Here is a 20,531-nt window from a genome sequence, read left to right on the forward strand (position 1 = left end):
CGGGGCGCGGACATGGCATCCAAGAAGGAGCTCGTCGAGGCGCAGACCTTCGGTCGTCGTCGCCTGCTCACCGCCTTCGTCAGCGGGTCACCCGGCGGGCGTGAGCTCGAGCCGACCAAACCGATGCGGGCTGTCATCGCCGGCATCGCGCTGTCCGTCCTGCTCGTGCTCGCCAGCCTGGGCTACGGCTTCCTCAAGCCGGGCCTGCCGACCGGATGGGACGACAACAAGCTCGTCCTGACCAAGGGCAGCGGCGCCCGGTTCGTCTCGATCAAGGGCACGCTCTACCCGGTCCTGAACACCACGAGCGCCCGTCTGGTCATCCCGTCGGAGAGCTTCGCGGTGGTCGAGGTCGCCGAGGCCAAGATCTCCGACGTCCCCCGCGGCAAGCAGATCGGCATCACCGGCGCCCCCGACGAGCTGCCCTCACCGGCGAACCTCGTCGGCTCCGGCTGGCTGGCCTGCGTGGGTGAGGACGGCGCGAGCCGTATCCAGATCACCCAGGACACGGCCGGGGCGGCCACCGCCGACAGCGCGGTCGTCACCGTCGCGGACGAGACCTACGTCGTCCACGGCTCCCACCGCTATCTCGTCCCCGCTCAGGACGTCACCGCGGTGCTCCGTGCGCTCGGGCTCGAGTCCGCTCCGGTGCGCGCGGTGACCGGTCCCTGGCTCAACGTCTTCGCCCCCGGCGACACGCTCGCTCCGCTGTTCCTGCCCGGAGCGGGCGACCCGCTGGTCACCAGCACCCTGCCGAGCGGGACGGTCGTGGGCTCCGTCGTGGAGCAGACGGGCTCGGGGACCGAGTCCCGGCGCTACGTGGTGACCGCCGCGGGCGAGCTGGCCCCGCTCACCGCGATCGGCTACCAGCTCTACCAGCTCGGCAGCGGCGCCCAGCTCGGCGCACCGGTCGAGGTGACCAGCGCCGACATCCGGGACGTGCGGACCGCGCCCGAGCTCGCCCCGCAGACCTGGCCGCAGGACCCGGCCGCCGCCGTCACCGGCTCCGAGGCCATGTGCGCCGTCCTGCAGGTCCCTGACGGCAGCGCCCCCGGCGCCCAGCCCGTCGCCCACCTGGCGCTGGCCGCCACCCCGGCCGACGCCCTGCCCACCACGGGCCAGGCCGAGGTCGAGGTGAGCGCCGGCAAGGGCGCCCTCGTCCGGGCCACCGGGAACCAGCTCACCGACCAGGGGACGGTCGCGATCATCGACCAGTCCGGGACGGTCTTCGCGGTTCCCGACTCCTCGACCGAGGTGCTCGCCCAGCTCGGCTACACCGAGGCCGACATCTCCCCCGTCCCCCAGTCGTGGCTGGCGTTCCTGCCCGCCGGGCCCGAGCTGACCGTCGCCGCCGCATCCCGGGCGCCGGCCGGCACGAGCGGCTCGTGACCGGCCCGCGCGGCTGGCTGCTGGTCCCCCTCCTCGCCGCCGCCCAGCTCGGCGGGGGGGTGCTGCTCGCACCGGGCGCGGCGGCCACCCCGGTGCTGCCGGCGGCGAACGAGACCTGCTCCCCCGACGTCCCGAGCTACTCCCCCGCCATCCCGACAGCCCTGACCAGCCTCAACGCCGAGCTCGCGTGGCAGACCGCGACGGGTCGGGGGGTGACGGTCGCCGTCGTGGACTCCGGCGTCGCCGCCGCAAACACCCACCTGAGCGCCGCCGTGCTGCCCGGGGCCTCCCTGACCGACGTCCCGGAGGCGGACAACTCCGCCACGACCGACGTCATGGCCCACGGCACCGCCGTGGCCGGGCAGATCGCGGCGCGTGCCGTCGACGGGTCGGGGGTCGTGGGGTTGGCGCCCGACGCGATGATCCTCCCGGTCCGGGTGTACTACTCCCAGGACCAGCAGGTCGTCGATGCCGGGAACGGCCCGCGCAGCGACCGCCTGGCCGCCGGGATCCGCGCCGCGGCCGACGGCGGCGCGCAGATCGTCAACGTCTCCATGAGCACCACAGAGGACACCCCCGAGCTGCGCGAGGCGGTCGCCCACGCGACCGCGGCCGGGGCCCTCGTGGTGGCCAGCGCGGGCAACCGGAACACCACCGACGACCAGACCGACTCCCCCCGGTTCCCGGCGGCCTACCCCGAGGTGCTGTCGGTGACCTCGGTCGACGCCGCGGGCATCGGGACGGCCGACGCGATCCACGGACCCCACATCGACGTCGCCGCCCCCGGCACCGACGTCCTGACGACCTTCCTGGCCGCCGGAGACTGCCTGCTCTCCTCCGGACTGCCCTCGACGAGCTACGCGACGGCCTACGCCAGCGCGGCGGCGGCGCTGATCGCGCAGGCGCACCCCGGGGAGACCCCCGCGCAGTGGGCCTTCCGGCTCGAGGTCACCGCCTCGCGGAGCACCCTCGACCGCCGCGACGACGTGACCGGCTGGGGGGTGATCCGGCCCGCTGAGGCGCTCGCCTTCGTCGACGACGGATCGGCGAGGGGCCCGGACAGCCCGGCCCACCCCCGACCGGTCCCGCCGGCCACCGAGGCGCAGGCCCTCGACCTGGACCAGGTCATCTCCCCGCTGGACGCCACCCACCGGGTCGCCATGTGGTGGGCCCTAGGCGGCGTCGTCGCCACCCTGGCCACCGTCCTGGCCGGCCAGCTCGCCACCAAGAGGCGCCGGGCCCGCTGACCGTCAGTGCGTCCCGTCAGTGCGTCGGGGCCGTGGAGGCGACCTGGATGACCTCGCGTCCCCGTTCCCGGGTGACCATCTGCGCACGCCCGGGGATGCTCACGATCGGTCGGGCCGAGCCGATGAGCTGACCCTCCTCGGGGCTGCCCGAGAGCAGCATGCCCGGGGCGGCCGTGTCCCGCAGCGCCTGCAGCACCGGCTCGAAGAGCACCCGGCTCGCCCCACCGGACCGCCGCGCGACGATGAGGTGGAGACCGACGTCACCAGCCTGCGCCACGAGCGTGGCGAGCGCGGCGACGGGGTTCCCCATCGACGTCGCGACCAGGTCGTAGTCGTCGACGAGGACGAACACCTCCGCGCCGGTCCACCAGGTCCGGGAGCGCAGCTGCTCGGCGGTCACGTCAGGCCCGGGCAGCCGCCCGCGCAGGTAGGCCGCCACGTCGGTCAGCTGGGTGCTCGCGGCCTCGTGGGTGGTGAGGTAGCCGGCCAGGTAGTCCGCGGGGATCTCCCCGAGCAGCGACCGGCGGTAGTCCACGACGAAGAACTGCGCCTGGGCGGGGGTGAACTGCCGCATGACCTCCCGGGCGTAGCCGCGCAGCAGGCCGGACTTGCCCGACCCGCCGTCGCCGAAGGCGTAGAGGTGGGGCTCGACCATCGGGTCCAGGCCCACCGGGGCGAGGTTCGACTCGTCGACGCCGAGCCAGATCATCCGGCCCGGTGCCGTGCCCGGGGCGGTCCGCCCGGCCACGCTCTCCCCGAGCTCGCGCACCTGGTCGAGCGTGACGTCGTCGGGCAGCAGGCGGAGCTTGGGGCCCTGTGGCCCGGTCCAGCTGGCGTTGATGGTGGTGATGAGGTGCTCGACCCCGGCGCCGAGGGTCGACGACTGCGGGTCGGCGTCGATGCGCGGCAGCGCACCGAGCATGTGGTGCTTGGAGGCGACGATCCCACGCCCGGGGCGGTCCTTGGGCACGTTGACGGCGACCTTGCGGTCGATGTCGGAGTCCATCGGGTCGCCCATCCGCAGCTCGACCTTCGTCCCGAAGACGTCCTTGACCTGGCTGCGGAAGTCCATCCAGCGGGTCGCGGTGGCGAGCAGGTGCAGGCCGAAGGTCAGCCCGCGCCCGGCCAGCGCCTGGATCTGCGGCTCGAGCTCGTCGAACTCCGCGCGGATGGTGCTCCACCCGTCCACCACGAGGAACACGTCGCCGTAGCCGTCGTCGGCGCGCCCTTCGCGACGGCGCTGGCGGTACGTCTCGATCGAGTCGATGCCCTGCGCACGGAAGTACTGCTCCCGGGAGTCCACGATCCCGCGCAGCTCGGCGATGATCCGCCGCACGACGTCGGGCTCGGAGCGGCTGGCCACCCCGGCCACGTGGGCGAGGGAAGCGAGCGGGCTGAACGTCCCACCCCCGAAGTCGAGCACGTAGAACTGCACCTCGAGCGGGGTGCGGGTGAGGGCGAGGCCGGTGACCACCGAGCGCGCGAGCGTGCTCTTGCCGGTGCGCGGACCGCCGATGACGGCCATGTGCCCGGCCGCCCCGCCGAGGGAGACGATCATGTTCTCGCGGCGCTGCTCGAGCGGGCGGTCGACGATGCCGAGCGGCACCACGAGGTCGCCCGCGGCCCGCCAGGACGGCGACACGAGGCCGAGCGCCGGGTCGACGCTGAGGTCGGGCATGAGCTCGTCGAAGGTCTGCGGGGTGATCAGCGGCGGCAACCAGACACGGTGCGCGGCCGGGCCGCGCCCGGCCATCGCACGGACCGCGATGTCGAAGGTCACCCCCTCGTCCTCGACCGGTTCGGCGATCTCGGCGACCGTGGCGTCAGCGAGGGTGCGACGGGCCACCGGTGCGGCGGTGAACGGTTCCAGGGTGGTGCCCCCGGCCTGCTCGATCCCGCGCCGCGTGGCGCTGCGTCCCTTCGGCGGGCCGGAGACGTAGGAGGCGCGGAACTGGATCAGGGTCGAGGTGTCGGGCTTGAGGAAGCCCACGCCGGGGATCGGCGGCAGCGTGTACGCGTCGGGCACGCCGATGACCGAACGGGACTCCGCGGCCGAGAACGTGCGCAGGCCGATCCGGTAGGACAGGTGCGACTCCAGACCCCGCAGCCGCCCCTCCTCCAGCCGCTGGGAGGACAGCAGCAGGTGCATCTGCAGCGAGCGGCCCAGCCGGCCGATCGCGACGAAGAGGTCGACGAAGTCCGGCCGGGCGGCCAGCAGCTCGGAGAACTCGTCGGCGACGATGAGCAGCGCAGGCAGCGGAGCCAGGTCGGTGCGCCCGCCCAGGCGGGCCTTCTCGTAGTCGGTGACGTTGGAGAAGTTGCCGGAGGCGCGCAGCAGCTCCTGGCGCCGGGTCATCTCCCCCTGCAGCGCGTCCTGCATGCGGTCGACGAGGGTGAGCTCCTCACCGAGGTTGGTGATGATCGCCGAGACGTGCGGCATGTCGGCCATGCCGGCGAAGGTCGCGCCACCCTTGAAGTCGACGAGGACGAAGTTGAGGTCCTCGGGCGAGTGGGTGAGGGCGAGGGCGAGCACGAGGGTGCGAAGCACCTCGGACTTGCCCGACCCGGTCGCCCCGATGACCAGGCCGTGCGGGCCCATGCCCTGGTGGGCGGACTCCTTGATGTCGAGGGAGATCGGCTGGCCCTGCTCGGTCAGCCCGATGGGCACCCGGAGCCGGTCGCGCTGCAGCCGCGGACGCCACGTGACGTCGAGGTCGAGGTCGCGGATGTCACCGATGCCGAGCAGGTCCACCAGCTCGGCCGAGACGGCGTCGGAGTCGGCCGGTGAGTCGGCCGAGCCGGTCAGGAGAGGTGTCAGGCGACGGGCGAGGGCCTCGACGTCGGGGATCGAGGCGCAGTCGGCGAAGGCCTCGATCGGGTCGTTGCCGACGCTGAGGATCTGCATCTGCGCCCGGCCCCGGTTCGCCCCGGCCTGGGCGGTAGGACCCACCGCCAGGCGCAGGCGCAGCGGGTCGTCGAGGTCGTCCCACAGGGCCGGCAGCTCCAGGACGGTGACGCCCATGACGCCGTCCTCGGGGGCGAAGGCGCTGCCGGGGCCGATGTGGCCGCCGTCGAGCACGATGAGCAGGTGCGGGGCGGACTCCTGGCCGTTCGGGGAGAAGCGGGGGCGGGCCTCGATGCCCTCGGGCAGCATGTCCTGGAGGTCGTCGAGGGACCCCCCGATCATCCGCGCGGGGCCGACGCTGTCCTTGGCCCGGGTGGAGTGGGTGTGCGGGAGCCACTTGGCCCACTCCCACTGCGGCAGGGCCTGCGCGGAGGCGACGATCGCGATCTGCAGGTTCGCCGGGGAGTGGAAGGTGGCGAGCTGGGCGACCATGGCGCGGGCCTGGGCGCGGGCCTCGCTCTCCGGGCCGGTCACCTCGATCCGGGAGAAGTGGGTGAAGTCGACCGAGACGGGCAGGTCGGGCTGCAGCTGGTGGGTCACGAGGAAGCGGTGGGCCGCGGAGGAGGCGACCGTGTCGAGCTGGGCGAGCGGGGGGACCTCCGGCGCCTCGAGCGCCAGGCACAGCGGCTGGGTCGCGACGCCCACCCGCCCGTGCAGGTGGTCGCTCTGCCCGGGCGAGCGTTCCCAGACCCGCTGGCCCTGCTCGGCGAGAGCGGCCAGGGAGGAGGGGTCGGGGTTGTTCCACAGGGCGTGCCGGTGCTGCTGGCGAGCCGCCTGACGGACCGTGGACCGCAGGTCGGTGAGGTAGGCGAGGTACTCGCGGCGGCTGCCGAGCACGCTCGCCTGGTGCTGGGAGCGTTGCCGCCACCCGTTGACCACGACGAACCCGAGGGAGGCGACGAGGAACATGCCACCGGCGATCATCCCCTTGGGGCCGGGTGAGGCCATCGCCACGAAGACGATGGACCCCACGGACCCCAGCATCGGGACCAAGGAGGTGAGCAGTCCGCTGATGCCGTCGGAGGGGACGAGCTCAGGAGGTGCCTGCAGGACCACTCGGCCCGAGGGCAGCGGTGGTTGCGGCACGCGGGTGTCCCGATAGTGCGGGGTCGTCATGTGCCCTCTCCTAGGCTGTGTGTCGCGACCGGGTCTCGGCTGGGTCGGGGTTGGGTCGGGGCGGAGGTCGCGCGCGATGTCTCATGATGGACCGGTGGACGGACCAGCACGGCTCAGCCCACACAATAGTAGGGATGTACGCGCAACCGTGCGTGCGCCGCGAGCGGTGGGCAACCGGGAGGAACGACGTGAGCGACACGATCGCCGCGACTCGACGCGTGGTCCTGCAGTTCGCCGAGCACCATGTGGACGTCGTGGTCCCGGCCCACCTGCGGCTCAGCGACGCCCTGCGGTCCGTCGGCATCGATGCCGGGGACCCCGGGGTCGTCGTGGTGGCCTCCGACGGCACACCCGTGGACACCTCCCAGGTGACCGCCGACGTGCTCACGGACGGGACGGTCCTGCACATCACCGCCCGCCCGCCCCGGCGCCGCGTGACCCGCGACCCCGCACCGCACCGGTCCAATGACCGGCCCGGCGACCCCCACGACGCGATCGGCGACGCGGTCCGGGCGACCGCACTGCTCCCCCAGGTCGTCCTCATGGCGCTGGCCGGGGTGTGCGCGCTCGCCGTCATGGCCACCTCGGTCTTCGGTTCGGACCTCACCCTCAGCTCGACTCAGCAGACGATCGTCGCGGCGGCCTTCCTCGGCGCCGCAGCCGGTCTCGCCCTGCGCCCGCGGGTGTTCCAGGACGGTCGCAACGAGATGTGCCTCGTCGTGGCAGCCTTCCTCGCGTGCGCCGGCGGCGCGAGCGCGATCGACGCCGGGCTCGCCCAGAGCCACCAGCTCGCCCTGGCCACCGGCCTGGTGTGCGCCTCCGCGGTGAGCGCCGTGGGCGCCGTCTCGACCCGGCGCGCCGGCGGCGACGGGCTGCAGGTCGCCCTCGTCCTGGCGGTGGTGTTCGGCTGGTGCGCGGCCCTCGCCCTCGGTGCGCTGTTCCTGGCCCTGCCCGCCTGGACCTTCGCCGCCCTGGCCCTGGGGTCCGTCCCGCCCGCGCTGCGGATGCTGCCCTCCTGGTCCCTGCAGGTCCCCGACGTGTTCCTGGTCGACGCCGAGCACGTCACCCGGGCCGCGCTGTCGGTGCGCGGGGCACCGCCGCGGCCGACCCCGCCGCTGCGCAACGCCGTCGTGCTGGCGAGCGTGCGGCGCGGTGACCGGCTGCTGGGCTCGGGGATCGTCACCCTCGCGGTCGTCTCCGCGATCGCCACGCCCGTGGTCCTCTTCGGCGCGGCGCCGACCGGCCTCGAGCACGGCGCCGCGCAGGCCCTCGTCCTCGTCGTGGCGCTCGCCCTCGTGTGCATCCCGCGCAGCGCCCGGAACGTGACGTCCAAGACCGTGCCGCGGGCCGCCGCCGGCGCCATGCTGCTCACGCTCGCGGTCCGGGTGGTGTTGGACGGGCAGGCCAACCTCACCGGGCTCGCCGTCGCGGCTGTCGTCGTCGGCCTGGGGCTGGGGTTCCTCGCCATCCCGGTGGCCCGGGGGCACCGGTCGGTCGCGTTCTCCCGGCTGGTCGACGCCGTCGAAGGCCTCTCCGTCGCGCTCGCGCTGCCGGCCGCCCTGGCGAGCATCGGCGCCATCGAGCTCATCCGCAGCGCGTTCTCGCGGTGACGGCGTGAGGACCGGGCCGATCGTGGGCCCCCTGCTAGCATCGGCCCGACCTGTTGGTGCAGGCCACGACGCACCCCACCCATCGAAGACACCCGCCGAGGGAACCGTATGACCACCACGCCAGCGCCGCCCCGCATCGCCCCCGTCCTGCGGCGCGTGGGAGCCTTCACGATCGACTTCGCCCTCGCGCTGGCAGTGGCCGGCGGGGTGTGGGTGGCCACCGGTGAGCCGGTGCTCGCCGGCCTGGCCCTGGTCCAGGTGGCCGTGGCCCTGTGCGTGTGGGAGGCCCGCTCGGGTCTGACCGTGGGCAACGCCCTGTGCCGGGTGCGCACGGTGCGTGTCGAGGGGCCCTACGCCCCAGGGATCCGGCGCAGCGCGCTGCGCGGACTGGTCGTGGCGGCCGGGTTCCTGGCCGCCGGGCTGGGCCAGTGGGCCGTCGTGTCCTCAGGCGCCTGGGACCGCCGCCCGCTCAAGCAGGGCTGGCACGACGCCGTCGCCAACACCATGATGATCGACGTCGCCCGGGCGCCCCGCGCGGCGGGGATGCCGGGCCAGCAGACTCCGGCCCAGCCCCTCCCCCAGCCCCCTGCGCCACGCGTGCTCCCCGTGGCACCGGCGCCGGCTGCGCTGCCGGTGCCGGCCGCGCTCCCGGCGCCCGCTGCGCTGCCGGTGCTCCCGGCACCGCCGCAGCCCACCCAGCGGCCGAGCCTCGCGCCCATGCCGGTCATCCAGGCGGTTCCCGGTCGTACCCCGCACAACCCGCCGCCGAGCCCGCCGCCGAGCCCGCCCGCGGCCACGCGTGCGGCGGCCCGCGCGGCCGCGCAGGCCGGACCGGGCCCGCACCGGCTCTCCTTCGACAACGGCCAGTCCTTCACCGTCGCCGGTGCCGGGTTCATCGGCCGGCGCCCGCAGGCCCAGCCCGAGACGCCCGACGCCCAGCTGCTCGAGATCGTCGACGAGGACCGGTCCGTCTCCAAGACGCACCTGCAGTTCGGCATCGACGAGCAGGGTTTCTGGGTGAGCGACCTCGGCTCCACCAACGGCACGTCCGTCCTCACCCCGCACGGGGAGCCGCTCGACGTCGTCATCGGCGTGCGCGTCTACGTCCCCGGGGACGGCAGCGTCCGGGTGGGTCAGCGGCAGTTCACCGCCCGTCCCACCCGGTAGCCTCCCCCGTCAGAACCCGAGCTTGCGCAGCTGGTTGGGGTCGCGCTGCCAGTCCTTGGCGACCTTGACGTGCAGGTCGAGGTAGATCCGGTTGCCGAGCAGCGCCTCGATCCCCTTGCGCGCCTCGGTGCCCACGTGGCGCAGGCGGGACCCGCCCCGCCCGATGATGATCGCCTTCTGGCTGTCCCGCTCGACGTAGAGGTTGACCCGCACGTCGAGCAGCGGGTTCGCGCCCGAGCTGCCCTCACGCTCGGAGATCTCCTCCACCACCACGGCGAGGGAGTGCGGCAGCTCCTGGCGCACGCCCTCGAGCGCGGCCTCCCGGACGAGCTCGGCGACCATGATCGCCTCGGGCTCGTCGGTGAGCTCACCGTCCGGGTAGAGCTCGACGCCCACGGGCAGGTGCCCCACGAGGACCTCCTCGAGGACGTCGACCTGGAACTCTCCCTGGGCCGAGACCGGCACGATGTCCGCCCACTCCCCCAGGTCGTTGACCTTGAGCAGGTGCTTGGTGAGCTCGTCCCGGGTGACCAGGTCGGCCTTGGTGACCACGGCCACGATCGGCGTCTTGTGGCGGCCGGAGCTCAGCTGGGCGAGCTGCTCGGCGATGTAGCGGTCCCCGGGGCCGATCTTCTGGTCCGCCGGGAGGCAGAAGACGACGACGTCGACCTGGGTGAGGGTCTCCCGCACGAGGTCGTTGAGCCGCTCGCCGAGCAGCGTCCGCGGGCGGTGCAGCCCGGGGGTGTCCACGAGGATGAGCTGGGCGTCGGGGCGGTTGACGATCCCGCGGATGGTGTGGCGGGTGGTCTGGGGACGGTCGGAGGTGATCGCGACCTTCTGCCCGACCAGCGCGTTGGTGAGCGTCGACTTGCCGGCGTTGGGCCGCCCGACCAGGCAGGCGAAGCCCGACCGATAGGTCCGGGCTTCGCCCTGGGCGTCCGGTGAGGTGGTGGGGGTCATGAGTCAGTCTCCTGCTGGTCTGCGGACACGCGGCGATCCTCGCTCGCGCGGTGGTCATCAAGCACTTGTCGTTCCTGGGTGGTCTCGGGCTCGCCCGCGGCGCTGCGCGAGACCAGGACGGTGGCGAGCTGGCGGCGTCGGCCCTCGACGTGCTCGGCCACCAGGTGCAGGCCGTAGACGTCGGCGGTGGCTCCCGGGAGCGCCACCTTGCCGAGCGTCTTGGCGAGCAGACCACCGGTGGTGTCGACGTCGTCGTCGTCGATCTCCAGGTCGAAGATCTCCCCGAGGGAGTCGATGGGCATCCGTGACGGCACCCGGAACAGGCCCGGCGAGATCTCCTCGATCTCGGGGGCGGCGGTGTCGTGCTCGTCGGTGACCTCACCGACGATCTCCTCGATCGCGTCCTCGATGGTGACCAGCCCGGCGATGCCGCCGTACTCGTCGACCACGAGGGCCATGTGGGAGGAGGAGACCTGCATCTCGCGCATGAGGTCGTCGACGGGCTTGGACTCCGGGACGAAGGTCGCCGCCCGCATGACCGTGGACACGGTGCGGTCCTCCCCGCCCTCGGCGTCGTTGAGCACCCGTACGACGTCCTTGAAGTACACGACACCCAGCATGTCGTCCACCGACTCCCCGATCACCGGGACCCGGGAGAACCCCGAACGCAGGAACAGCGCGAGCGCCTTGGGCAGCGGCGTGTGGGCCGCGCAGGTGACCATGTCGGTGCGCGGGACCATGACCTCGCGGGTCAGTGTGCTGCCGAGCTCGAAGACGGACCGGAGCATCATCCGCTCCGCGTCCTCGATGACGTCGGAGTCGTTGACCCGGTCGACCATGTCGCGCAGCTCGCGGGAGTCGTCGGCCTCGTGGTTGACCCGAGCGGCGCTGGTCAGCCGGGTGACGTCACCGGCCACCGCCAGCACGACCGCGAGCACCCGGCTGAGCAGGACGAGGGTCTGTGCGGGTCGGTTGCGGCCCAGGCTGCGCGGGCTGATGCGCACCAGGACCAGCGAGACGACCGCGCTGATGAGGACGGCGAGGATGAGCACGAGCCACCACTGGTCCACGACCGCGGCCAGGGAGACGGTGATGCAGGCGGTGGCGAGCATCTCGGCGAACACCCGCACGAAGGCCGCCGACGCGGCGGTCTGCACCGGGTCGGCCGTGATGCGCTGGATCCGCCCGGCGATGGTCTTGCGGCTCTCGACGATCTCGTTCACCGCGGAGCGGGAGATCCGGATGACGGCGGCCTCGCCCGCGCTGAGCACTGCGGCGAGGCCGATGCCCAGGACCGCGAGCAGGATGAGGAGGCCGACCGGGATGTGTCCGGAGGCGCTCATCCGGTCGGGCGACCGGCGAGGAAGGTGAGGAGCAGCGTGCGCTGCAGCGCGAACATCTCCTTCTCCTCCTCGGGCTCGGCGTGGTCGTAGCCGAGCAGGTGCAGGATCCCGTGGGTGGTCAGCAGGAGCATCTCCTCGACCGTGGAGTGCCCGGCCGTGACCGCCTGCGCGGCGGCCACCTCGGGGCACAGCACGACGTCGCCGAGCAGGCCCGCGGGGGTGACGTCGCCGTCGCGGCCGGGGCGGAGCTCGTCCATCGGGAAGGACAGGACGTCGGTGGGGCCGGGCTCGTCCATCCACTGGATGTGCAGCTCGGTCATCACCTCGGTGTCGACGAAGAGGATCGACAGCTCGGTCTGGGCGTGCACGTGCATCTCGTCGAGCACGAACCGGCCCAGCGCGGCGAACTCGGCCTCGTCGACCTCGTAGCCGGACTCGTTGTTCACTTCGATGCTCACCTGCGGTGGCCTTTCTCGGGGGTGTGGTCGCGACGGTAGCCGCCGGTCGGGGTGGTCACCGCGATGTCCCAGCGGGCGTACGCGTCGATGATGTCGGCGACGAGCCGGTGGCGGACCACGTCGGAGGAGCCGAGCCGGCAGAACTCCACGTCGTCCACACCGGTGAGGATGTCCTCCACGACGCGCAGCCCCGAGGGCGTCCCGCCGGGCAGGTCGACCTGGGTGACGTCACCGGTGATGACCATCTTCGAGGAGAAGCCCAGCCGGGTGAGGAACATCTTCATCTGCTCCACGGAGGTGTTCTGGGCTTCGTCGAGGATGATGAACGCATCGTTGAGGGTCCGTCCACGCATGTACGCGAGCGGGGCGACCTCGATGGTCCCCGCCTCGATGAGCTTGGGGATGGACTGCGGGTCGATCATGTCGTGCAGGGCGTCGTAGAGCGGACGCAGGTACGGGTCGATCTTCTCCGAGAGCGTCCCGGGCAGGAAGCCCAGCCGTTCCCCCGCCTCGACGGCCGGGCGGGTGAGCACGATCCGGTTGACCTGGCGGGCCTGGAGCGCCTGGACGGCCTTGGCCATCGCGAGGTAGGTCTTGCCGGTCCCGGCCGGCCCGATCCCGAAGGTCACGGTGTTCGCGTCGATCGCGTCGACGTAGTGCTTCTGCCCGACGGTCTTGGCCCGGATGGTGCGGCCCTTGTTGGAGAGGATGTTCAGCGTGAACACCTCGGCCGGGCGTGTCTCGGTGGCTGCGGTGAGCATGACGATGGAGCGCTTGACGACGTCGGCGGACAGCGCGGTGCCGGACTCGGCGACCTCGATGAGCTCGTCGACGAGGCGAGCGGCGAGGGCCACGTCCCCGACGGGGCCGCGCAGCACGATCTCGTTGTCGCGGACCCGCACGTCGACGGCGTCGAACCCCTCTTCGATCGCCCGCAGGACCGAGTCCACCGGACCCAGCAGCCGTGCGAGCGAGACCTCGGCGGGCACGATGATGCGGTGCTCGACGTCACCCCTGCCGGAGCCGGTCGTGCTCTCTGGAATTGCCATATGGCGGTGCGCCTGCTCCTTGGATGGGTCGTGTGGGTCGATCACAAACTGACAGTGTCTCCATCTTAACGAGCGACCCACCGCTCACCTGCCGCTCAGGCCGGTGACCACCCCAGCCGGGCGCCGCCGAGGACGTGGCCGTGCACGTGGAAGACGCTCTGGCCGGCGTGCGGGCCGGAGTTGAAGATGAGGCGGAACTGACCGTCGGCCTGGTCCCCCGCGATCTCGTCGGCCAGCGCCACCACCCCGGCGAGCAGGCCCGGGTCCCCCGCGGCGAGCTGGGCGATGTCGCCGAAGTGCTCGCGCGGCACGACCAGGACGTGCATCGGCGCCTGCGGGTTGATGTCCCGGAAGGCGATCGCGTCAGGCGTCTGCGCCACGATCGTGGCCGGCACCGTGCCGGCGACGATCTTGCAGAACAGGCACTCCGGATCGGTACGGATCGGCTCGTTCGTCTGCGAAGAGGTCATGGCTCGAGGCTAGCCCAGTTCAGCGCCCGGCTCAGCCCCAGCGGCCCAGCCGCTGGCTCAGCAGCGCGATCGCGATCGGCCCCGCCGTCGAGGTGCGCAGCACGTGCGGACCGAGCCGGGCCAGCGCCGCGCCGGCGCCGGTGAGCGCGGCGACCTCCCGGTCGCTGATCCCGCCCTCGGGCCCGACGACGATGAGCACCCGGGCGACCTTCTCGCCCCCCGGGGCCGGCAGGTCGAGACCGGCGAGGGGACGCTCGGCGTCCTCGTGCAGCACGACCGTGAGCCCGCCCTCGGCATGGACCTCGGCGACCGCGGCCGCCAGCCCCTTGCCGTCCACGACCTGGCCGACGTCGGGCAGGACGGTGCGGCGGGCCTGCTTGGTCGCGGCCCGCACGGTGGTCACCCAGCGGGCCCGGGACTTCGCGGCGCGGTCCCCGCGCCACACCACGACCGAGCGTTCGGCCTGCCACGGCAGGACCGCGTCCACGCCGACCTCGGTCGCCGCCTCGATCGCGAGCTCGTCCCGGTCCCCCTTGGCGAGGGCCTGCACGAGCACCAGCTGCACGCCGTCGGACTCCTCGGTGCGGACGCCGGTCACGGTGAGCTCGAGGCGGCCCCCGGCGACCGCGGCGACCACCGTCTCCACGCGCAGCCCCGCGCCGTCGACCACGTCGATCCGCTCACCGGTGCCGCGTCGCTGCACGACGCCGGCGTGGCGACCCTCGTCGCCGTCGAGCACGTACGTGTCCCCCGGCGCGAGGGTGGCCAGGTCGCCCGGAGCGGCGAGGAAGACCGGCGCGCTCACTAGCGGCCCGAGAGCTTGTCGCGCAGGCGGGTGAAGACGCCGGGGTGCGCCGCGGCGACGCGGCCCTCGGGGCGTTCCTCCCCGCGCAGCACCGACAGCTGACGCAGCAGGTCGGCCTGCTCGTCGGACAGGCTCGTGGGGATCTGGATCTCGACGTGGACGTTGAGGTCACCGCGTCCGCCCACGTGCAGGTGGCCGATGCCCAGGCCCTTGAGGGTGATGATCTGGCCCGGCTGGGTGCCCGGGCGCAGGTCGACCTGCTCGAGGCCGTCGAGGGTCTCGAGCTCGATGACCGTGCCGAGGGCGGCCGCGGTCATCGGCACCTCGAGGGTGGCGTGCAGGTCGTCCCCGCGGCGCAGGAACAGCTCGTGCTTGCGCTCGCGGATCTCGAAGTAGAGGTCGCCGGCGGGGCCGCCGGCCGGGCCGACCTCACCCTGGGAGGTGAGCTTGATCCGGTTGCCGGTCTCGACGCCCGCGGGCACCTCGACGGTGACCGTGCGGCGGCTGCGGACGCGTCCCTCGCCGGCGCACTCGGCGCACGGCTCGGGGATCGTGGTGCCGAACCCCTGGCAGGCGGCGCACGGCGCGGTCGTCATGACCTGACCGAGGAAGGAGCGCGCGACCCGCTGCACCGTCCCGCGACCGTTGCAGACGTCGCAGGTGCGCGGGGAGGTGCCGGGGCGGCAGCACGAGCCCGAACAGGTACCGCAGACGACCGCGGTGTCGACCTGGATCTCCCGGCGCACCCCGAAGGCGGCGTCGGCGAGGTCGATGTCGAGGCGGATCAGCGCGTCCTGGCCGCGTCGCGCGCGCGGGATGGGGCCGCGCTGGGCCTGCCCGCCGCCGAAGAAGGTCTCGAAGATGTCCTGGAAGCCGAAGCCACCACCCATCCCGCCGCCCGGGGCGGAGGGGTCGGTGCCCATGTCGTAGGAGCGGCGCTTCTCGGGGTTGGAGAGCACCTCGTAGGCGCGGCCCACGTCCTTGAACTGGTCCTCCGCGCCGGGGCCGGCCACGTCGGGGTGGAACTCACGCGCAAGCTTGCGGTAGGCCTTCTTGATCTGTTCCTGGCTTGCGTCCTTGGCCACACCAAGCACGTCGTAGTAGTCGCTCACTGAATACTCTCTACCGATCGGGGGTTGGGCGATTCTCGGGTGCGACGAGATGGGGTCGTCACCCGCGGTCAGGTCGAGCTCGGGTCAGGTCGCCTCTGGTGAGACAACGCCTCCGGGGCCGGTGGTGATTCCATCCGCTGACATCTCATGTGCTGAGGATCCTGGAGAGGTACCGCGCCACGGCCCGGACGGCCGCCATCGTGGCCGGGTAGTCCATCCTGGTGGGACCGATCGACCCGATCGTGGCGACCGCGTCACCGACGCCACCGTAGCCGGTGGTCACCACGGACGTCTCGAAGAGCCCGCTGAGCTGGGTCTCGTGCCCGATCCGCACCGTGACGCCGGCGGAGTCGTCGACCATCTCGGTGAGCAGGTTGAGCAGCACGACCTGCTCCTCGAGCGCCTCCAGGACGGGGCTCAGCGCGTGCTCGAACCGCATGTTCGCCTGGGCGAGGTTCGCCGTCCCGGCGAGCACGATCCGCTCCTCGCTCTCCTGGGAGAGGGTGTCCGTGACCACCTCCGTGATCCGCGTCACCATCGGCCGGTCGCGGGGGTGGAAGGCCTCTGCGAGGTCCTCGAGGGCCAGGCGCAGCTGGGGCAGGCGCCGGCCCGCGGCGGCCACGTTGAACCGGGTCCGCAGCTCGAGCAGGGTCTGCTCGTCGGGCGGGGAGTCCACCTCGATGGTCCGCTGCTCGACCCGGCCGGTGTCGGTGATGATGACCACGAGCAGGCGGTGGTCGCCGAGCACGACGAGCTCGAGATGACGCAGACCGGACCGGCGCAGCGACGGGTACTGCACGACGGCGACCTGACCGGTGAGCTGGGCGAGCAGCCGACCGGCACGCGAGACGACGTCGTCGAGGTCGACCGCGCCGGCGAGGAAGGTCTCGATCGCGTTCTTCTCCGCCGCGGACACCGCCTTGACCTGGGCGAGGCGGTCGACGAACATCCGGTAGCCCTTGTCGGTGGGCACGCGGCCGGCCGAGGTGTGCGGCTGGGCGATGTACCCGCCCTCTTCCAGGACCGCCATGTCGTTGCGGATGGTGGCCGGTGACACACCGAGGCCGTGCCGTTCGGCGAGCACCTTCGAGCCCACCGGCTCGCGCGTGTGGACGTAGTCCTCGACGATGGCACGGAGCACATCGAGCCTGCGGTCGTCGCTCGACGCCATGTGCGTTCCTCCTGCCAGACGTAGCACTCGAAGTAGGTGAGTGCTAATTCTACGCGACACCCCGCGGGCGCTTCCACGGGCTGGAAGACCGGCGGGCTAGCGTTGCGCGGTGAGCGCTGATCGTTACTCCTCCGACGTCCTGTCCTCCGGGCCCCACCCTGCCTCCCGCCGGCCCGTCTCCACGCCGGTGGCCGCCGACCGCGGGCTCGTGGTCGAGGAGGTCACCTCCGGCTGGGTCGGCGCGGTCGTGCGCACCGAGAAGTCGGGGGGGATGTACGTCGTCGTGCTCGAGGACCGGGCGGGGCGCACCCGCACCTTCCCGCTCGGCCCCGGGTTCTGGATCGACGGCGCCCCGGTCGAGCTCACCCCGCCGGTGGCCGCCCGGGCGCCGCAGGCACCTGCCCGCACCGCGAGCGGGTCGCGGCAGGTCGCCGGAGCGCGCGCCCGGGTGGCCCGCGGCAGCCGGATCTGGGTCGAGGGGCGCCACGACGCCGAGCTCGTCGAGCGGGTGTGGGGCGACGACCTGCGGGTCGAGGGCGTCGTCGTCGAGCTGCTCGAGGGGGTGGACAATCTCGCCGCCGCCCTCGCCGACTTCAAGCCCTCACCGGGGCGGCGGGTGGGGGTGCTCGTCGACCACCTCGTCCGTGGCAGCAAGGAGCAGCGGATCGCCGACGACGCGCTGCGCCAGTTCCCCGGCGGGAACGTGCTCATCCTGGGCCACCCCTACGTCGACGTGTGGCAGGCGGTCCGCCCGGGGAGGATCGGGCTGGAGCGGTGGCCCGTGATCGAGCGTGGCACGGAGTGGAAGTACGGGATCCTGCGCGAGCTGGGGTGGCCGGCGCAGAACCAGACGGACGTGGCGATGGGGTGGAAGAAGATCCTCGGGACGGTGCGCTCCTACGCCGACCTCGAGCCGTCCCTGCTGGCCCGGGTGGAGGAGCTCATCGACTTCACCACCGCCGGCTGAGTTCCGCCGGCGGTCCCTCGCCGGGCGCACGTCATGTCTTGACCATCTTCCTCGGGGTCGGTACGGTCAGCGTGCGAGAATCTACATCGATGTACAGCCCAGTCAACGGTGACTGGCCACGCGCACCCACCGATCGCGGACGACCGACCGGTGCGCGTCGCCTCCTCGGCGTACGAGAGAACGGAACCAGCTCATGAGACAGACCTCCACCCGCCGCTCCACCCGGATGCGCACCGCCGCGACCGCCCTGCTCGCCGCGTGCCTCGCCCTCGGCGGGGCCGCGACTGCGAGCGCAGGTCCGGGCACCGACCGCCCGGCGACCTCGCTCGCAGCGATCGCCGCCCCGCTCCCTGCTGCCGCACCGGCAGGCGGGCAGGCAAGCGGACAGGCGTCCGCCCAGCTGGCCGGGCAGATGGCACAACGCATCGCCGCCCAGGCCGTCGACGGGGACACCACCCCGATCCACGACCCGGCCCTCATCGTCGACGGCAGCACGTGGTGGGTCTACGGGACCGGCCGCCTCAACCGCGAGAACGGCGGGACCATCCAGATGTGGTCCTCGACGAACGCGGGCACCACGTGGCGCTACCGCGGCACCGTGTGGAACTCGATCCCGACGTGGATCGACCAGCACTTCGCGGGCGGCACCCTCCCCGAGAACCTCTGGGCGCCGGAGATCTACAAGAAGGACGGGACGTTCTACCTCTACTACTCGGCGTCCCGGTTCGGCACGAACACCTCGGTGACGGCGCTCGCGACGAACACGACGCTCGACCCCGCCAACCCCGCATACCGGTGGGTCGACGCCGGTCTCGTGGTCGCCTCCCCGGCGACGGGGCTGCCGGGCGGCAACAACTTCAACGCGATCGACGCCGGCATCGTCGAGTCGGGTGGCAAGCCCTACATGTCCATCGGATCGTTCTTCGACGGCATCTTCCTCGTGCCGCTCCAGTGGCCGAGCGGAAAGGTGGCCACCGCGGACTGGGCCCCGAAGACCGTGCAGCTCGCCGACCGGCGCACCACGACCAACGCCATCGAGGCCCCGTACATCACGCAGCGCGGCGGATTCTTCTACCTCTTCACGTCCTTCGACTCCTGCTGCAAGGGCACGAGCTCCACGTACAAGATCACCGTCGGCCGCTCGACGTCCGTCACCGGGCCGTACCTCGACAAGTCCGGGAAGTCGATGCTCAACGGCGGCGGCACGATCCTGCTGGCTTCCTCGGGGAACCGCGTGGGCCCGGGTGGGCAGTCGGTGTACGGCGACAACCTCGCGTTCCACTACTACGACGCATCGAACAACGGCGTGCCGACCCTCGCGATCGAGAAGATGACCTGGGTCGACGGCTGGCCGACGCTCGGTGGGACCACCAGCAGCACGAGCATCCTGCGCAACGCTCACGCGGGCACGTGCCTCGACGTCGCCGCGTCGACGGCCGGCACGGCTGCGACAGTGTGGTCGTGCAACGGCCTGGACAACCAGAAGTGGACGCGGACGGCCTCGAACGAGCTGCGCGTCTTCGGGTCGCAGTGCCTCGACGCGAGCGGGCGCGGCACCTCGCCCGGTACTGCGGTGATCATCTACGGCTGCTCCGGTGGGGCGAACCAGCAGTGGGTCAGCCAGGCCGACGGATCGATCCGCGGCGTCCAGTCCGGGCTCTGCCTCGATGTGTCCGGGTGGGGCACCGCGAACGGCACGAAGATCCAGCTGTGGACGTGCACGGGCGCGGCGAACCAGCGCTGGGCCCGCACATGATCGTGCCTAGAGGGGGTGCTCGCCGATGAGTCGGCGGTAGACGTAGGCCGAGGCGATCATGGCGACCGGCATGGTGATGAGCAGGCCGACGCCGAGCAGCAGGCTGCCGACGAGCTCCGCGATGTACACGCCGATGAACAGCAGCAGCACGGGAGCAACGTTCGCGGAGACCAGGCGGAAGCTCGCCGTGATCGAGTCGATGGCACCGAGTTGCTTGTCGATCACGAAGAACAGGGCGAACTGCGCGAAGAACGCGAAGATGACCCCGCCGATGATGGTGATGGACAGGATCGCGGTCGCCAGGCCCACGAGCAGGGCGGTGAGGATGACGGTGCCCAGGTTCGTGAACCTGAAGAAGTCCTGGTAGGCCAGGGGGCGACCCTGGGTGGCGATCAGCGAGCCCCGGATGATCCCGGCCTGGACGAAGGACCCGAGGATGACGGCGACGACGATGAACACCACCATGCCGAAGCCGAAGCCGACGGCCCCGCCGCTGCTGATGTTTCCGGAGTCGTCCGTGGTCGCCGCCGCCGTGCCGACGAGGATCATGAAGAAGACGACCGCGACCGCGACGAAGATGCCGAGGTAGGTCAAGGCCGCGAGCAGGATGACACCGACGTTCTGGGTGAACTTGTTCCAGCCGTAGGTGAACGCCTCCCCGATCTGCACCTCGTCCGTGGCCCCGGGTCCGTAGACGGCCTGCGGGGGCGGCGGGTAGGCGCCCGGCGGTGGGTAGGCGCCCTGCGGTGGATAGGGGCCAGGCGGCGGGTACCCACCCGGTGGGGCGTAGCCGCTGGGTGGCGGGAAGCTGCCCGGCGGCGGGTAGGCGTTGGGCGGTGGGTACCCACCGGGCTGCTGCTGCTGCGGCGGTGGCTGCTGCGGCGCCTGGGATGGCTGGGCAGGGTCCCGGGGATCCGGTGGGACCGGTCGGTCTGGTTCCTCGGGTCGGTTCTCACTCATGGCGTCTCCAAGTCGTTCGACGGATCCGCGCAGTCGCGCTCAGGAC

At 72.4% G+C, this 20,531-nt stretch carries 16 protein-coding genes; 6 read left to right on the forward strand and 10 right to left on the reverse strand.

Annotation, left to right across the window (positions count from 1 at the left end; translation table 11 throughout):
- Positions 1 to 12: 12 nt before the first annotated feature.
- On the forward strand, positions 13 to 1,389 hold the full coding sequence (eccB, locus tag ACWA15_RS12285; protein ID WP_464055578.1) for a type VII secretion protein EccB: 1,377 nt from the start codon (positions 13 to 15) through the stop codon (positions 1,387 to 1,389).
- Entirely contained in the window at positions 1,386 to 2,636 is a 1,251-nt protein-coding gene (locus ACWA15_RS12290) for a S8 family serine peptidase (RefSeq protein WP_464055579.1), read from the forward strand. Before eccB ends, ACWA15_RS12290 begins: the two co-directional genes overlap by 4 nt.
- A gap of 16 nt (positions 2,637 to 2,652) precedes the next feature.
- On the opposite strand, the gene eccCa is transcribed toward ACWA15_RS12290, so the two are convergent.
- The gene (gene eccCa / locus ACWA15_RS12295; RefSeq protein WP_464055580.1) at positions 2,653 to 6,657 is read right to left on the reverse strand and encodes a type VII secretion protein EccCa; all 4,005 of its coding nucleotides are present in this window, start codon (positions 6,655 to 6,657) and stop codon (positions 2,653 to 2,655) included.
- 188 nt (positions 6,658 to 6,845) lie between these two features.
- On the opposite strand from eccCa, the gene ACWA15_RS12300 reads away from it, so the two are divergent.
- Both ACWA15_RS12300 and ACWA15_RS12305 read left to right on the forward strand, forming a co-directional pair.
- A complete protein-coding gene (locus ACWA15_RS12300; protein WP_464055581.1) occupies positions 6,846 to 8,267 on the forward strand; it encodes a hypothetical protein in 1,422 nt (473 codons plus the stop codon).
- 108 nt (positions 8,268 to 8,375) lie between these two features.
- Positions 8,376 to 9,434, forward strand: coding sequence for an RDD family protein (locus ACWA15_RS12305; protein WP_464055583.1), 1,059 nt, complete (start codon positions 8,376 to 8,378; stop codon positions 9,432 to 9,434).
- 9 nt (positions 9,435 to 9,443) lie between these two features.
- Here ACWA15_RS12305 and era read toward each other — a convergent pair whose 3' ends face one another.
- The 8 genes from era to hrcA all read right to left on the reverse strand — a co-directional run bounded on the left by era (position 9,444) and on the right by hrcA (position 16,802).
- Positions 9,444 to 10,394 (reverse strand): GTPase Era, encoded by a 951-nt coding sequence (era, locus tag ACWA15_RS12310; protein ID WP_464055584.1) that lies wholly within the window; start codon positions 10,392 to 10,394, stop codon positions 9,444 to 9,446.
- Positions 10,391 to 11,737, reverse strand: coding sequence for a hemolysin family protein (locus ACWA15_RS12315; RefSeq protein WP_464055585.1), 1,347 nt, complete (start codon positions 11,735 to 11,737; stop codon positions 10,391 to 10,393). Before ACWA15_RS12315 ends, era begins: the two co-directional genes overlap by 4 nt.
- Positions 11,734 to 12,195: an rRNA maturation RNase YbeY gene (gene ybeY / locus ACWA15_RS12320; RefSeq protein WP_464055586.1), complete on the reverse strand. Its 462-nt coding sequence runs from the start codon at positions 12,193 to 12,195 to the stop codon at positions 11,734 to 11,736. Before ybeY ends, ACWA15_RS12315 begins: the two co-directional genes overlap by 4 nt.
- Complete coding sequence (locus ACWA15_RS12325; RefSeq protein ID WP_464055588.1) at positions 12,192 to 13,244, reverse strand: PhoH family protein; 1,053 nt, start codon at positions 13,242 to 13,244, stop codon at positions 12,192 to 12,194. The genes ybeY and ACWA15_RS12325 overlap by 4 nt, the downstream gene beginning before the upstream one ends.
- Positions 13,245 to 13,339: 95 nt before the next feature.
- Positions 13,340 to 13,714, reverse strand: coding sequence for a histidine triad nucleotide-binding protein (locus ACWA15_RS12330; protein ID WP_464055589.1), 375 nt, complete (start codon positions 13,712 to 13,714; stop codon positions 13,340 to 13,342).
- 31 nt (positions 13,715 to 13,745) lie between these two features.
- Positions 13,746 to 14,519: a 16S rRNA (uracil(1498)-N(3))-methyltransferase gene (locus ACWA15_RS12335; protein ID WP_464055591.1), complete on the reverse strand. Its 774-nt coding sequence runs from the start codon at positions 14,517 to 14,519 to the stop codon at positions 13,746 to 13,748.
- Complete coding sequence (dnaJ, locus tag ACWA15_RS12340; protein WP_464055592.1) at positions 14,519 to 15,631, reverse strand: molecular chaperone DnaJ; 1,113 nt, start codon at positions 15,629 to 15,631, stop codon at positions 14,519 to 14,521. Before dnaJ ends, ACWA15_RS12335 begins: the two co-directional genes overlap by 1 nt.
- 145 nt (positions 15,632 to 15,776) lie before the next feature.
- Positions 15,777 to 16,802, reverse strand: coding sequence for a heat-inducible transcriptional repressor HrcA (hrcA, locus tag ACWA15_RS12345; RefSeq protein ID WP_464055593.1), 1,026 nt, complete (start codon positions 16,800 to 16,802; stop codon positions 15,777 to 15,779).
- Between the two features lie 109 nt (positions 16,803 to 16,911).
- Here hrcA and ACWA15_RS12350 point away from each other — a divergent pair, with 109 nt between their 5' ends.
- Positions 16,912 to 17,769, forward strand: coding sequence for a DUF3097 domain-containing protein (locus ACWA15_RS12350; RefSeq protein ID WP_464055595.1), 858 nt, complete (start codon positions 16,912 to 16,914; stop codon positions 17,767 to 17,769).
- Positions 17,770 to 17,962: 193 nt separating this feature from the next.
- Entirely contained in the window at positions 17,963 to 19,525 is a 1,563-nt protein-coding gene (locus ACWA15_RS12355) for a family 43 glycosylhydrolase (RefSeq protein ID WP_464055596.1), read from the forward strand.
- Between the two features lie 6 nt (positions 19,526 to 19,531).
- Here ACWA15_RS12355 and ACWA15_RS12360 read toward each other — a convergent pair whose 3' ends face one another.
- The gene (locus ACWA15_RS12360) at positions 19,532 to 20,485 is read right to left on the reverse strand and encodes a hypothetical protein (RefSeq protein ID WP_464055597.1); all 954 of its coding nucleotides are present in this window, start codon (positions 20,483 to 20,485) and stop codon (positions 19,532 to 19,534) included.
- Positions 20,486 to 20,531 lie beyond the last annotated feature (46 nt).

This window comes from Sanguibacter sp. TS_SC_8, from assembly GCF_055361235.1.